The organism is Pseudomonas sp. BYT-1 (assembly GCF_023611805.1).
GTDB classification, from domain to species: Bacteria; Pseudomonadota; Gammaproteobacteria; order Pseudomonadales; family Pseudomonadaceae; genus Aquipseudomonas; species Aquipseudomonas guariconensis.
In genome coordinates this window covers 2480027-2492954 of sequence record NZ_CP072559.1, presented here as the reverse complement: position 1 = coordinate 2492954, position 12928 = coordinate 2480027, and the positions used below count along the sequence as shown (strand labels likewise).

Annotated in this window: 12 protein-coding genes; 7 read left to right on the top strand and 5 right to left on the bottom strand. The window is 63.2% G+C overall.

The features are described 5' to 3' along the window. Nucleotides 1-325: 325 nt before the first annotated feature. Together J5X93_RS11460 and ggt are read right to left on the bottom strand one after the other, a co-directional pair. The gene (locus J5X93_RS11460; RefSeq protein ID WP_043211342.1) at nucleotides 326-1207 is read right to left on the bottom strand and encodes a LysR family transcriptional regulator; all 882 of its coding nucleotides are present in this window, start codon (nucleotides 1205-1207) and stop codon (nucleotides 326-328) included. Between the two features lie 78 nt (nucleotides 1208-1285). Continuing rightward, entirely contained in the window at nucleotides 1286-3115 is a 1830-nt protein-coding gene (ggt, locus tag J5X93_RS11455) for a gamma-glutamyltransferase (protein ID WP_182940926.1), read from the bottom strand. Nucleotides 3116-3290: 175 nt separating this feature from the next. Here ggt and J5X93_RS11450 point away from each other — a divergent pair, with 175 nt between their 5' ends. Further along, nucleotides 3291-3938 (top strand): ankyrin repeat domain-containing protein, encoded by a 648-nt coding sequence (locus tag J5X93_RS11450; RefSeq protein WP_182940929.1) that lies wholly within the window; start codon nucleotides 3291-3293, stop codon nucleotides 3936-3938. A 21-nt stretch (nucleotides 3939-3959) separates the two neighbouring features. Here J5X93_RS11450 and pobA read toward each other — a convergent pair whose 3' ends face one another. Next, nucleotides 3960-5147: a 4-hydroxybenzoate 3-monooxygenase gene (pobA, locus tag J5X93_RS11445; protein WP_182818896.1), complete on the bottom strand. Its 1188-nt coding sequence runs from the start codon at nucleotides 5145-5147 to the stop codon at nucleotides 3960-3962. Nucleotides 5148-5315: 168 nt separating this feature from the next. Between pobA and J5X93_RS11440 the strand changes: the two genes are divergently transcribed. From J5X93_RS11440 to J5X93_RS11430, 3 genes are read left to right on the top strand one after another with little or no spacing between them, the layout of a single operon-like run. Then, on the top strand, nucleotides 5316-6212 hold the full coding sequence (locus J5X93_RS11440; protein ID WP_182940932.1) for a helix-turn-helix domain-containing protein: 897 nt from the start codon (nucleotides 5316-5318) through the stop codon (nucleotides 6210-6212). Nucleotides 6213-6267: 55 nt separating this feature from the next. Further along, complete coding sequence (locus tag J5X93_RS11435; RefSeq protein WP_043211252.1) at nucleotides 6268-6672, top strand: MerR family transcriptional regulator; 405 nt, start codon at nucleotides 6268-6270, stop codon at nucleotides 6670-6672. 20 nt (nucleotides 6673-6692) lie between these two features. Then, nucleotides 6693-7592: a hydroxymethylglutaryl-CoA lyase gene (locus J5X93_RS11430; RefSeq protein WP_090342373.1), complete on the top strand. Its 900-nt coding sequence runs from the start codon at nucleotides 6693-6695 to the stop codon at nucleotides 7590-7592. 540 nt (nucleotides 7593-8132) lie between these two features. Here the strand turns inward: J5X93_RS11430 and J5X93_RS11425 are convergent. Further along, entirely contained in the window at nucleotides 8133-8663 is a 531-nt protein-coding gene (locus J5X93_RS11425; protein WP_043211255.1) for an MgtC/SapB family protein, read from the bottom strand. A 157-nt stretch (nucleotides 8664-8820) separates the two neighbouring features. Between J5X93_RS11425 and J5X93_RS11420 the strand changes: the two genes are divergently transcribed. From J5X93_RS11420 to mapR, 3 genes are all read left to right on the top strand, one after another. Continuing rightward, nucleotides 8821-9060 carry a DUF3203 family protein gene (locus tag J5X93_RS11420; protein WP_043211257.1) on the top strand — a complete coding sequence of 80 codons (240 nt, stop codon included), beginning with the start codon at nucleotides 8821-8823 and terminating at the stop codon, nucleotides 9058-9060. Between the two features lie 119 nt (nucleotides 9061-9179). Next, entirely contained in the window at nucleotides 9180-10586 is a 1407-nt protein-coding gene (gene ccoG, locus J5X93_RS11415; protein WP_182940935.1) for a cytochrome c oxidase accessory protein CcoG, read from the top strand. Nucleotides 10587-10625: 39 nt separating this feature from the next. After that, on the top strand, nucleotides 10626-12035 hold the full coding sequence (gene mapR / locus J5X93_RS11410) for a GntR family transcriptional regulator MpaR (RefSeq protein WP_090342361.1): 1410 nt from the start codon (nucleotides 10626-10628) through the stop codon (nucleotides 12033-12035). A gap of 54 nt (nucleotides 12036-12089) precedes the next feature. On the opposite strand, the gene J5X93_RS11405 is transcribed toward mapR, so the two are convergent. After that, the gene (locus tag J5X93_RS11405) at nucleotides 12090-12836 is read right to left on the bottom strand and encodes an SDR family oxidoreductase (RefSeq protein WP_090342358.1); all 747 of its coding nucleotides are present in this window, start codon (nucleotides 12834-12836) and stop codon (nucleotides 12090-12092) included. Nucleotides 12837-12928 lie beyond the last annotated feature (92 nt).

Below are 12928 nucleotides of genomic sequence, written 5' to 3'. Positions count from 1 at the left end.
GCCCCATCAGCAGGCCGAGCGGAGGTGTCTGGAGGGGCAGGCGCGTAGCGCCCTTCGGCGGTAGCCGAAGTCGCGAGATGGAGGCTGGCGTAGCCAGCCGGAGGCCGCGAGGCCCCGCAAGACACCGCAGCGAGGGGACCCGGTGCGAAGCGCCGGGCCGGATGCGGGGGCGCAGCGGCTTTGGTTACTTTGGCCAAGACCAAAGTGACCCGCCGTAAAGGCGGAAAGGTGACTAACCGTCGCCAAATCAAACGGATAAGCCCACAAACCTCAAAACCAACAACCAACAACCAACAACCAACAACCAACAACAACCAACGCCAAATCAAATCTCGTGCGCCGCAAGCAACTCCATGAGCACCTCGGCCAACGCCCGAACCATTCCATCCGCCGTCGGCCGATGCACCACCACGATCTCGTAGCTATCGACCTCCGGCAGCCCCTGCTCCACTCCCAACACCCGGTGCTCCGCCGTCGCCGCCCGCGGCGGCAACAGACTGATCCCCATGCCATCGGCCACCGCCGCCTGTATCCCGCTCAAGCTGGAGCTGGTAAAGCTGATACGCCAACGCCGCCCCATCCCCTCGATCGCGGTAATCATGTCATCGCGATACAACCCCCGCGGCGGAAAAGTCACCAGTGGGATCGGGTCGAGTTCGAAGGCCGGTGTCCGGGCACTGTCGATCCACTGCAATCGCTCAGGCCAGCACGCCACCCCTTCCCTCGCATTACGCCGCTGCTTGAGCAACACCAGATCCAATTCGCCGTTGTCATAGGCTTGGCTCAGGTCCCGGCACAACCCGCTGGTAACCTCCAACTTGACCTGAGGATGGCGTCGACTGAATGCCGACAAGGCATTGGTGGTGCGCCCACCGACGAAATCCTCAGGTACTCCCAAGCGCACCGTCACGCCAACCATCGCCCCCGCCAGGGCTTCGAGCATCTGGTCGTTCAGCGCCAGCATGTGCCGGGCATAACCCAGCAGTGTCTGCCCTGCGTCCGTGGGCAGCACGTCGCGGTTGCCTCGCACCAGCAGGCGGTGCCCCACCATGTCCTCCAGCCGGCGTACTTTCTGGCTGATGGTCGACTGGGTGGAGTGCAAGCGCGTCGCCGCCGTGGTGAAACTGCCGCAGTCGGCCACCACGACAATCGCGCGCAGCAGGTCGAGGTCGAACAGGGCCCTATTCGGTTTAACGCTGATAGACATCGGTGTATTCAACTTCTGAATGACAGACCCGACTTCTAGCACGCCCATACACCGCCGGCAACCGCACGCGCCAGCGCGTCAGTCGCCCAGCGCCGTCCCTTCGCGCCGAGGATCGGCACCCGCCGACCAGCCGTCAGCGGTGCGCTGGATGATCTGCGTCCCGCTGGTCATCGTCATCGGTGTCACCTCATGGCCGCGGGCTTGAAGCGCCTGTATCAGGGCTGGGCTTGCCAACCCCGCTTCCACCTCGGTGCCGAGGTTGCGACTGCCGAAGTTGGGCAGGTTGATGGCCGCTTGGGGATCGAGCTTCCAATCCAACAGGCCGATCAATGCCTTGTTCACGTAACCGATGATCTGCGAGCCACCGGGTGAGCCCAGACTGGCCAGCAGTTCGCCGGACTCACGTGTGAATACCAGTGTCGGCGACATCGAGGACAGCGGTCGCTTGCCGGGAGCGACCGCATTGGCGACGGGCTTGCCGTCTGCGCTGGGTACGAACGAGAAGTCGGTCAGGTGGTTGTTCAGCAGAAATCCTTTGACGAACAGGTGCGAGCCAAAAGCGGCCTCCACGGACGTGGTCATGGCAACCGCACCGCCCAGATCGTCGACGGCCGAGACATGGGAGGTGGCAATGCGCAAGGGAGACCGGTCAGGCGACAGGGCCAAGTTGTTACCCGGCGGTGTACCGGCCTCGGCGTGCTTCATGCTGCTCGGGCCGATCAGCCGGGCACGACTCGCCAGGTACGCCTTGTTGGTCAGCCCTTGGAGATTCACCGCCACATAGTCGCTATCAGCCAGATACTGAGCACGGTCGGCGTAGGCCAGGCGCTCGGCCTCGGCAATCAGGTGAACCGCCATGGGCGCGGGTTCCAGACCCGCCACCGACGCCGCCTGCGTCGGTGCCATGCTGGCCAAGTCCAGCGACGGTGTGGCCGACTGCAGGGCTTCGAGGATGCCCAGGGTCTGCAATACCGCGACGCCACCGGAGGATGGCGGTGGCATGCCGCAAATGCGCCAGATCTTGTAGGGCCCACAGACGGGCGTGCGCTCCTTGGCCTGGTAGCGACGCAGGTCTTCGAGCGACAGCAGGCCGGGGTTGGCATGGCCGCGCACAGCCTCGACCATCGCCTGGGCAATGTCGCCGGTGTAGAACGCATCAGGCCCCTGCGTGGCGATCAGTTCCAGCGTCTGTGCAAGCTCGGGGTTCTTCAGAAGCGTGCCGACCGCCAAGGGCTTGCCTTGGGCATCGAGAAAATAGCGGGCCATGCCGGGCGAGCCGGCGACATAGGTGTCCGCTGCCAGCAGTGTGTGCAATCGCTTGGACATCGGGAAACCGTCGCGGGCCAAGGCGATGGCCGGGGCAAACAGGTCGCGCCATGGCAGTCGACCATGCTGTTCATGGGCCAAATGCAAGGCGCGCAGCACGCCGGGTACGGCCACTGAGCGGCCGCCGATCTGGGCGTCACGAAATGCCATGGGCGTGCCGTCAGACTTAAGGAACAGGTTCGGCGTAACCTGCGAGGGCGCGGTTTCACGACCGTCGAAGGCCTGGACCTGGTGCCCGTCCCAATAGAGGATGAACGCCCCTCCACCGATACCGCTGGACTGCGGTTCGACCAAGGTGAGCACCGCCTGCATGGCGATGGCAGCATCGATGGCGCTGCCACCTGCGCGCAACACCGAGCGCCCTGCGTCACTGGCCAAGGGGTTGGCGGCGGCAGCCATGTGCCGGCTGGCATGAGTCGGCTTTAACCCGGCGCGGTAGCCGGAGTCGAGCTCGGGTGGCAACGGCAAGACCGAGGGCGTTTCTGCCGTTCGTCCACCCCAGCCACAACTGGTCAAGGTCGCCAGGCAACACAGAGCCGTGACACGCACTACAACGGGTAAAGGCCTTTTCAAGAAGGACATCCTGTAATTCGAGGGCAGGCGCAGGGCGCCAAAACCAGCGATTTTAGCCGAACCTGCGCAAAAGCCCGAAAACAGGGGTATATCCAGAAATGCACTGATGTTCATGCGCAGAATTAACTTCAAGCACTCAAGGGTATTTCCTAGGATGAAGACCGGTCATTCAGGAGCCTCTCCCATGCGCTTGCCGTTCGCCGCCCTCTTCGCCTTGCTCATCAGCGTTGTCGCCCACGCCGAGACCCTTGCCATGGATACCCAACTGCTCGATGCCGCCCAGCGTGGCGATGCTTCTGCCGTACGCCGTCTGCTCGATGAAGGCGCCAACGTCGATGCGCGGGACGCTCGGCGCCGCACCGCGCTGCTGGTGGCCACCCACGCCAATGAGGTCGCGACAGCCAAGGTGCTGATAGAAGCTGGCGCCGACGTCAATGCCAAGGACGACATCCAGGACAGTCCTTATTTATATGCCGGGGCCCGTGGTCTGAACGAGATCCTGCGATTGACCCTGGATCACGGTGCCGACCTCAAGAGCACCAACCGCTACGGTGGCACCGCGCTGATTCCCGCCGCCGAACGCGGCCATGTGCAGACCGTACAGATGCTGATCGACGCAGGTGTCGACGTGAACCATCTCAACCGCCTGCACTGGACCGCCTTGCTGGAGGCGGTGATCCTTGGCGATGGCGGCCCGCGTCACGTGGACATCGTCCGCCGGCTGCTGGCGGCCGGGGCGGACCCGGCGATCGCCGACAAGGACGGCGTGACGGCACTGGAGCACGCGCAGCAGCGAGAATATCGGGAGATCGTGGCGTTACTGGAGAAATGAGGGCGAATGGAGCCGTCCGCCCTACTCCACCGCCTCGAACGGCAACCCCACATAGTTCTCGGCAATGTTCACCAACCCGGCCGGCGAGCTGAGGTAATACTCCCGGTCAGCTTCCTGCATCTTGCGGTCCCAGTCATCCTGATGCTCGCCGAAGTCATGCAGCAACTGGGTCATGAACCAGCTGAAGCGCTCACCCTTCCACACCCGGCGCAGGGCCAGGGGCGAGTACTGAGCCAGCAGGTCGGTACGCCCTTCGCGGTAGACCTTGACCAGGATCCGGTAGAGGTAATTGACGTCCGACGCCGCCAGGTTAAGCCCCTTGGCACCCGTGGGCGGGACGATGTGCGCGGCATCGCCGAGCAAAAAAAGCCGGCCGAACTGCATGGGCTCGACCACCTGGCTGCGCAGCGGTGCGATGCTTTTCTCCAGCGCCGCCCCGGTGACCAGTCGTGCCGCCACGTCCTCTGGCAGCCGCGCCTTGAGCTCTTCCCAAAAGCGCTCGTCGCTCCAATCTTCCACACGCTCTTGCAGCGGCACCTGCAGGTAGTAGCGGCTGCGGGTGTGGGAACGCTGGCTGCACAGCACGAAACCGCGCTCATGGTGGGCGTAGATCAGCTCGTGGTTGACCGGCGGCGTATCGGCCAAGAGGCCCAGCCAGCCGAACGGATAGACACGCTCGTATTGCTTGAGCACCCCCGCAGGGATGCTCTGGCGCGACACACCGTGGAAACCATCGCATCCGGCAATGTAATCGCAGTCCACGCGCAGGCGTCGGCCGTCCTGCTCGAAAGTGACAAACGGCTGTGAAGAGTCCAGCCCGTGCAACTGCACCTGACTGGCCGAATAGACGATCGGCGCACCGCTGGCCTGGCGGGCCTGCATGAGGTCACGGGTGACCTCGGTCTGGCCGTACACCATGACTGTTTTGCCGCCGGTGAGGGCCTTCAGGTCAAGGCGTTGGCGACGACCGCCGACTAGCAGCTCGACGCCCTCATGCACCAGTCCTTCACGATCCATGCGTTCGGCGACACCCGCCTCGCGCAACAGGTCGACCGTGCCTTGCTCCAGCACGCCGGCACGGATGCGGCCGAGCACGTAGTCTGGGGTCTGACGTTCGAGGATCACGGTGTCGATGCCAGCTCTGTGCAGCAACTGGCCAAGCAGCAGGCCGGACGGACCAGCCCCGATGATTGCAACCTGAGTCTTCATTGTTGTTGTCTCGTCGTATCGATGCCGGTACTGGCAACGCATGCCTTGGCATCTGCAGATTTGGGTTTGCACCTGCATTTTTACTGGCCACTGCAGGGCAAAAAGTGTGAAATCCCGTGCATTAACTGCACTTTTGCAAATTTCGTTCGATTAACGGACAGACATGCCATGACCACCCGACTTCCCGGAGTGCCACTGTTCCAGCTCTACGGCGAAAACCAGGCCTGGCCCGGTGCCGACTTGCTGCATTGCGAGTCGATCCCTGCGCGCAGCCGTTTGCACCACTGGGAAATCAAGCCCCATCGCCATGCCGAGCTGTTCCAGCTGCTTTACGTGCAAAGGGGCCGGGCGCAGGTACAGATCGAAGGCCAGCGCAGCGAAATCCACGAAGCGGCGATTCAGGTGGTCCCTCCGCTGACCGTGCATGGGTTTCGTTTCAGCGCCGACATCCAGGGCCACGTGCTGACGTTCGGCACCGCCCTGGTGGCCGATCTGGAGCAGCGCCTCGGCGCACCCCTGGCAGTGCTGACGTCGGTGGGTTGCTACCCGCTGGGCAAGGACCGTATCCGCCTGCACGGTCTGATCGACACGCTGCAGCAGGAATACCAGGGCCACGCGCCAGGGCGGGGCGCCATGCTGCAGGCGCTGCTCACCGCACTGATGGTGTGGATCAGCCGTCGCCAACAACTGGGCCAGGCCCCGCGCAACCGAGATGAACGCGACCGGCAATTGCTAAGCCGATACCTGCGCTTGGTGGAAGCCCATTACCGCGAGCACCTGTCGGTCGAATACTTCGCGGCGAAGCTGGGTATTTCCAGCCTGCGTCTCAACCAGCTGTGCCGGGACCTGGCCGGGCAGACCGCTCTGCAAGTCGTTCACCAGCGCCTGTTGCTGGAAGCACGACGCAACCTGGTGTACACGCGCATGAGCATCGGCCAGCTGTCAGACCGCCTGGGCTTCACCGACCCGACCTACTTCGCCCGGTTCTTCAAGCGCCTGTCCGGCCAGACGCCAAATGGCTTCCGGCGATCGGCCCAATCCCAGGGGCCAGCAGCGCCTGCTTGACGTTTACGTCAAGCAGCCTTTAGGTTAGCGGCTATCACCTCTTCCGAGCCCAAGCATGAGCAGCCAGACCTACAGCATCTCCGACCTGTCCCGCGAGCTGGACATCACCACCCGCGCGATTCGCTTCTATGAGGAGCAAGGCCTGCTGAGCCCCGAACGTCGAGGCCTGGAGCGCATCTATTCGGCGCGCGACAAGGTCACCTTGAAGCTGATCCTGCGCGGCAAGCGCATCGGTTTCTCCCTGGCCGAATGCCGGGAGCTGATCGAGCTGTATGACCCTACCAGCGGCAATCTCAAGCAGCTCAACAGCATGCTGGCCAAGATCGCCGAGCGCCGCGCTCAGTTGGAACAGCAGATGCTCGATATCCAGCAAATGCACCTGGAGCTGGACACTGCCCAGGAACGCTGCGAACAGGCCCTGGCCGCCACCCTCAACCAGCACAATCACAATAACCGTTGACCTGACACAGGAACCCCGCCATGTCATTGCCCGAGAAAGTCCGCCTGGTCGAAGTCGGCCCGCGCGACGGCCTGCAGAACGAAGCCCAGCCCATCAGCGTCGCGGACAAAGTGCGCCTGGTGGACGAGCTCACCGAGGCCGGGTTGTCCTATATCGAGGTGGGCAGCTTCGTCTCGCCCAAATGGGTACCGCAGATGGCCGGCTCAGCCGAGGTGTTCGCCGCCATCAAGCAACGCCCAGGCGTGACCTACGCCGCCCTGGCGCCCAACTTGCGCGGTTTCGAAGACGCCCTGGCAGCTGGGGTGAAAGAAGTGGCGGTATTCGCCGCCGCATCCGAGGCCTTCTCACAGCGCAACATCAATTGCTCGATCAGCGAGAGCCTCAAGCGCTTCGAGCCGATCATGGAGGCGGCGCGCAGCCATGGCGTGCGCGTGCGCGGTTATGTGTCGTGCGTGCTGGGCTGCCCTTACGAAGGCAAGGTCAGCGCCGAGCAGGTCGCGCCGGTGGCGCGGGCACTGCATGAGATGGGCTGCTACGAAGTGTCTTTGGGCGACACCATCGGCACCGGTACCGCTGGCGAAACACGCCGGTTGTTCGAGGTGGTCTCGGCCCAGGTGCCACGTGGGCAATTGGCCGGGCATTTCCATGACACCTACGGCCAGGCCCTGGCCAATGTCTATGCCAGTCTGCTCGAAGGCATCCAGGTCTTCGACAGTTCCGTGGCGGGCCTGGGCGGCTGTCCGTACGCCAAGGGCGCGACCGGCAACGTTGCCACCGAGGATGTTGTGTACCTCATGCAAGGCCTGGGAATCGACACCGGCATCGACCTGGAGCGCCTGATCGCGGCCGGCCAGCGCATCAGTTCGGTGCTGGGCCGCGTCACGGGGTCGCGGGTTGCACGGGCGCGTAGCGCTCAATAAGTCATACGGGTGTCACATGTGTGTGGGTGAGTGTTACCTCACCCTCGTTTGCCAGCAAAAAATCGGGTAACAGGGAAACAAATCGACAGATTTTCAGGTGGCCCGGCTTCTGCGAATTCAGACAAGGCATTGATTTTAAAGGATTTTAAAAAGTTGGCATGGCATCTGCTTTATCTCTGGCATAACAAGAACAACAAACGTGACACCCAATAAAAACAATAGGTAACGGCTCTGACATAACAAGAACAACACGGCAGAGGCGTAGCAAGCAGATTTTTTTGGAGTAGGCACGCTTTTCAGAGGGTTCGCCCTCGCGGTCTGACACAGAACAATAAAACTACCTGCAAGGTAGCGGCAGTCAGCATCGGATCAGCAATGATGAAAGCAGGTCAGCGCTCAAAAAAATACGTTTGCTCTTGTGCCCCGAGTGGGGGCCACCCGCACTACCGAGGCAATGGCTGACAAAAACAACAACAGGCCAGTCTCCAATAATAAAAAAAAGAGCAGGCAACAACGCTTTGAGGGGAGCTTCGGCTCCCCTCAGTGCTTCCTGTCACGCTCCTCCTCCTGCTTCCCTTCATCCTCGCCTTCAAGCTTCTCCACCAACAACGGCATGCTGCCCAGCACCAGCAGCGCCAGCACCGTGCTGATCACGGCAGTGGCCTCACGCCCCACACCCGCGGCCGTGCCGATGGCGGCGGTCATCCACAATCCGGCGGCGGTGGTCAGGCCTTTCACATGGCTGGTCTCCTGGCCGTTCCCTTTGAGAATCGTCCCGGCGCCCAGAAAACCGATCCCCGCGACGATCCCCTGGACCACTCGGCTGAGCGCCTGCTCGTCAGCGCCGGCCATGCTCGGCGCCAGGACGAACAGCGCCGCCCCCAGGCACACTAACATGTGCGTGCGCACGCCCGCGGACTTGCCCTTGTGCTCGCGCTCGAAGCCCAGCACCGCGCCCAGCACGGCGGCCATCAACAAGCGCACCAGGATCTGGGTGACCTCGCGCAGGTCGGCGATGTCGGCGAACTCGGCTTGTATGGCCAGCCATACCGTGTGCCACCAAGGGTGCATGTCAGACCTCCAGGTCGTGGGAGCGACGCTCGTACCTCTCAAGGGATGGACCGTTGGGCTTGCCGGGAGTGCAACCGAATCCACTGAGCGCAGCGATGCAGCAACCACCTGTTTGGCGCGGTCACAACTGCAGACCGCCAACCAAGAGGACATCGCCATGCCCGTAGAAATCGACGAAAGCACCCGCCGCTGTACGTTGATCGGCGAAGACCTACGCCTCGAGGCCGAAGGGCCGGACATCGAGATCGTCACGGATGAGCAGTTGCGCATGTCGGTGGCCCTGCTCGCCAACCAGCGCGTCCCCATCACCGAAGCCGAGGCCGACGCGCTCACCGTGGCCGGTGCGGTGGATAGCCGCAGGCATCTGAAGGCAAGCACGCCAGGCTCCGTGATCTGAGGCCTGCGAGGTACCAGCGGTTCATCTGATACGGTTTTTATCGCGCCACCTGAGTCTGTGCTGGAAACAGATCGCGCCCCATAGTGAACGGGCCTGATCGAGACTCAAGAGCACAAGCCATGAGCGATAGAATCCCGTACCGCGTGATCGACGTTGACGCGCCCGCCAGCCCGCGCAAGCGCCTGGGCGACAGCGGCATCCATACACGCAGTTTCACCGGCCTGTACCGCAACCTGCGCATTGGCTTTGCCGGTGCGCTGTTCGTGCTGTTCTTCGGCACCGCCTGGCTGGACTGGAACGGCCGCCAGGCTGTGCTGTGGGACCTTGCCGAAAGCAAATTCCATATCTTCGGCGCCACCTTCTGGCCTCAGGACTTCATCCTGCTGTCGGCGCTTTTGATCATCTGCGCCTTCGGGCTGTTTGCCATCACGGTGTTCGCGGGCCGTGTCTGGTGCGGCTACAGTTGCCCGCAGAGTGTATGGACCTGGCTGTTCATGTGGTGCGAGAAGGTCAGCGAAGGTGACCGCAACCAGCGCATCAAGCTCGCCGCAGCCCCCTGGAACCTTGAAAAGCTTGCGCGCCGCACCCTAAAGCACAGCCTGTGGTTGGCCATCGGAGTGCTCACAGGGCTGACCTTCGTGGGGTACTTCACGCCCATCCGCCCCTTGGCCGAGGCGCTGTTCACCCTGCAGTTGGGCGGCGTGGCGCTGTTCTGGGTGGTGTTCTTCACCGCCGCCACCTACCTCAACGCCGGCTGGCTGCGCGAAGCGGTGTGCATGCACATGTGCCCCTATGCACGTTTTCAGAGCGTGATGTTCGACAAGGACACCCTGGCGGTGGCTTACGACCCTCGCCGCGGCGAGGCCCGTGGCCCGCGCAAGAAAGGCAGCGACCCGCGCGCGCAGAACCTGGGCGATTGCATCGACTGTACCCTGTGCGTGCAGGTGTGCCCCACCGGCATCGATATCCGCGACGGCCTGCAGATGGCCTGCATTGGCTGCGCCGCCTGCATCGACGCCTGCGACAACGTGATGGATAAGATGGGCTATGCCCGTGGCCTGATCGGCTACAAGTCCGAACACACCTTGCAAGGCGGCAAGACGCACTGGCTGCGCCCACGCCTGCTAGGCTACGCCAGTGCCCTGGTGCTGATGATCGGTGCCTTGGTGGTGGCCCTGAACCTGCGCCCGATGGTGTCGCTGGATGTGATCAAGGACCGCGGCCTGTTCCGCGAGAACGCTCAAGGCCAGATCGAGAACATTTACCTGCTCAAGGTCATCAACAAGACCCAGTCTCCCCAGCGCTACGAACTGCGTCTGGTGGACGCCGAGGGCTTCGCGCTGAACGGCAAGACGGCCTTCGTCATTCCCGCCGGAGAAATGAGCGAGCTGCCGGTATCGGTCGCATTGCTGGCCGACCGCCCCACCAACAGTGCCCAGCAGATCACCTTCGAAGTCCGCGACAGCGATGAGCCGACGATCTACAGCCGCGCCGACAGCCGCTTCGTCGCGCCACTGAACCGTTGATCCCTTACACTGACTTGTCACCTTGACTGCCGAGCCACGATGAAACGCTACGAACGATTCGCTGACGACATTGCCGAACTGATCCGCTCCGGCGTCCTGGGGCCCGGCCAACGTGTACCTTCGGTGCGCTACGCCAGCCAGACCCACGGCGTCAGCCCGTCCACGGTGTTTCAGGCTTACTACTTGCTCGAGCGCCGTGGCCTGATTCGCGCCCGGCCGCGCTCAGGCTACTTCGTCAATGCCCACGCACCCCGGCCGTTCAGCGAACCCCAGGCCTTGGCACCGGTCAGCGAATCCACCCAGGTGGACGTCAGCGCGCTGGTGTTCTCCATCCTCGACTCGATCAAGGATCCGCATACCGTGCCGTTCGGCTCGGCCTTCCCCAGCCCGGAACTCTTCCCCCTCCAGCGTCTGTCGCGCTCGCTGGCGAGCGCCAGCCGAGCCATGGACCCGCGCATGGTGGTCACCGACCTGTCGCCGGGCAATCCGCAACTGCGCAGGCAGATCGCCCTGCGCTACATGGTAGGTGGGCTGATGCTGCCCATGGAGGAGCTGCTGATCACCAACGGCGCCCTGGAGGCGCTCAATCTGTGCCTGCAGGCGGTCACCGAACCTGGCGATCTGGTCGCAATCGAAGCCCCGGCCTTCTATGCCTGCCTGCAGGTGCTCGAGCGCCTGAAGCTCAAGGCCGTGGAAATCCCGGTGCATCCACGTGAAGGCATGGACCTGGCCGTACTGGCGCAAACCTTGGAGAAACACCCGGTAAAAGCCGTCTGGTGCATGACCAACTTCCAGAATCCGGTGGGCGCAAGCATGCCTGAGGCGAAGAAGCAGGCGTTGGTGGAGCTGCTGCGCCGCCACCAGGTGCCGCTGATCGAAGACGATGTCTACGCCGAGCTCTACTATGCCCAGCAAGCGCCCAAGCCGGCCAAGGCCTTCGACACCGAGGGCCTGGTGATGCACTGCGGTTCCTTCGCCAAGAGCCTGGCACCGGGCTATCGCATTGGCTGGGTGGCTGCCGGGCGCTTTGCCCAGAAGATCGAGCGGCTCAAGCTGATGACCTCGCTGTGCGCCTCGATGCCCGCCCAGGCTGCGATCGCCGACTACCTGCAACACGGCGGCTACGACCGCCACCTGCGCAAGCTGCGCTATGCCCTGGAAGGCCAGCAGTTGAGCATGCTGGCCGCCATCGCCCGGCATTTCCCGGCACAGACCCGGGTCAGCCACCCCAGCGGTGGTTACTTCCTGTGGCTTGAACTGCCGGAGCAGATGGATGCGCTCAAGTTGTTCCACATGGCCCTGGCCCAGGGCATCAGCATCGCCCCAGGGCCAATCTTCTCGCCCACGCGGCGCTTTGGTAACTGCATCCGCCTGAACTACGGCAGCCCTTGGAATGAGGGTGCCGAGCAGGCCATGGAGACGTTGGGGCGGATCGTGAGGTCGTTCTGATAGCGCAGCAGGGTCTGCTTCGCAGCCCACCGCGGTGCGCGCTCCCCCAGCTACTTAGCGCCCACCACCCAGGTCAATGAAACTACCTGTCGAATAGGACGCTTTGTCCGACAGCAGCCACAGGATCGCCTCGGCCACTTCCTCCGGCCGTCCTCCACGCCCCATGGGCAAACCCGGTTCGAGTTTGGATACCCGCTCCGGATCGCCACTCAACGCATGGAAACCTGTGTGGATGTAGCCAGGCCGTACGCCATTGACCCGCACGCCCTCGCCTGCCACTTCCTTGGCCAGGCCGACGGTGAAGGTGTCCAGCGCACCCTTGGAGGCGGCGTAGTCGACATATTCGTGGGGAGCGCCAAGGCGCGCCGCCACGGACGATACATTGACGATCGCCCCGCCCTGCCCACCATGACGGCGGGCCATGCGCAGCAATGCGTGCTTAGCGCACAGCATTGGGCCGACCACGTTGGTCTTCATCACCTTGAGCAGGCGGAACTCAGACATCTCCTCCACCCGACTCTGCTGGCCGATGGTGCCGGCGTTGTTGACCAGCGCGGTAACCGGACCAAGCTCCTGGTCGACGCGATGGAACAGCTGCGCCACTTCATCTTCGACACTGGCATCGGCTCGCACGGCGATGGCCGTGGCCCCGAGCGCACGCACCTGAGCCAGCACCTGTTCGGCGGCCTGGTCGTCGGCGTGGTAGTTGATGCAGATGCGATAACCCTGCTGCGCCGCCAGCAAGGCGGTGGCGGCGCCGATGCCACGGCTGGCACCGGTGATGACGATGACGTTCTCCATGAATCTGCCAATTGCCTGGAAATGAACGTTCGACAATAGAAGAAATGCAGAGGGTTGTGAATGCCCGCCTGAAGGTTAGCGGTCGCACGCGT

Bases quoted from the DNA above. Each gene is read 5' to 3' on its own strand.
- J5X93_RS11450 (WP_182940929.1), top strand. From the start codon at position 3,291: ATGCGCTTGCCGTTCGCCGCCCTCTTCGCCTTGCTCATCAGCGTTGTC.
- J5X93_RS11420 (WP_043211257.1), top strand. From the start codon at position 8,821: ATGCCCGTAGAAATCGACGAAAGCACCCGCCGCTGTACGTTGATCGGC.
- ggt (WP_182940926.1), bottom strand. From the start codon at position 3,115: ATGTCCTTCTTGAAAAGGCCTTTACCCGTTGTAGTGCGTGTCACGGCT.
- ccoG (WP_182940935.1), top strand. From the start codon at position 9,180: ATGAGCGATAGAATCCCGTACCGCGTGATCGACGTTGACGCGCCCGCC.
- mapR (WP_090342361.1), top strand. From the start codon at position 10,626: ATGAAACGCTACGAACGATTCGCTGACGACATTGCCGAACTGATCCGC.
- J5X93_RS11425 (WP_043211255.1), bottom strand. From the start codon at position 8,663: ATGCACCCTTGGTGGCACACGGTATGGCTGGCCATACAAGCCGAGTTC.
- J5X93_RS11435 (WP_043211252.1), top strand. From the start codon at position 6,268: ATGAGCAGCCAGACCTACAGCATCTCCGACCTGTCCCGCGAGCTGGAC.
- pobA (WP_182818896.1), bottom strand. From the start codon at position 5,147: ATGAAGACTCAGGTTGCAATCATCGGGGCTGGTCCGTCCGGCCTGCTG.
- J5X93_RS11460 (WP_043211342.1), bottom strand. From the start codon at position 1,207: ATGTCTATCAGCGTTAAACCGAATAGGGCCCTGTTCGACCTCGACCTG.
- J5X93_RS11405 (WP_090342358.1), bottom strand. From the start codon at position 12,836: ATGGAGAACGTCATCGTCATCACCGGTGCCAGCCGTGGCATCGGCGCC.
- J5X93_RS11440 (WP_182940932.1), top strand. From the start codon at position 5,316: ATGACCACCCGACTTCCCGGAGTGCCACTGTTCCAGCTCTACGGCGAA.
- J5X93_RS11430 (WP_090342373.1), top strand. From the start codon at position 6,693: ATGTCATTGCCCGAGAAAGTCCGCCTGGTCGAAGTCGGCCCGCGCGAC.